1 rRNA gene is annotated in these 280 nt (G+C 48.6%); it reads left to right on the forward strand.

From position 1 onward, the window contains the following. Positions 1–280 (forward strand): 23S ribosomal RNA (locus F1609_RS33965); the annotation flags it as partial.

A 280-nucleotide genomic window follows, 5' to 3' on the forward strand; every position in this document is an offset into this window, starting at 1 on the left:
GGCTAAAACAGTCAGGATGTTGGCTTAGAAGCAGCCATCATTTAAAGAAAGCGTAATAGCTCACTGATCGAGTCGTCCTGCGCGGAAGATGTAACGGGGCTAAGCCAGTCACCGAAGCTGCGGATATGTTTTTCGGTACTTGTACCTTAATCCATATGGTAGGAGAGCGTTCTGTAAGCCTGCGAAGGTGTCTTGTAAAGGATGCTGGAGGTATCAGAAGTGCGAATGCTGACATGAGTAGCGATAATGGGAGTGAAAAGCTCCCACGCCGTAAGCCCAA

This window comes from Massilia aquatica (genome assembly GCF_011682045.1).
Classification (GTDB): domain Bacteria; phylum Pseudomonadota; class Gammaproteobacteria; order Burkholderiales; family Burkholderiaceae_D; genus Telluria_A; species Telluria_A aquatica.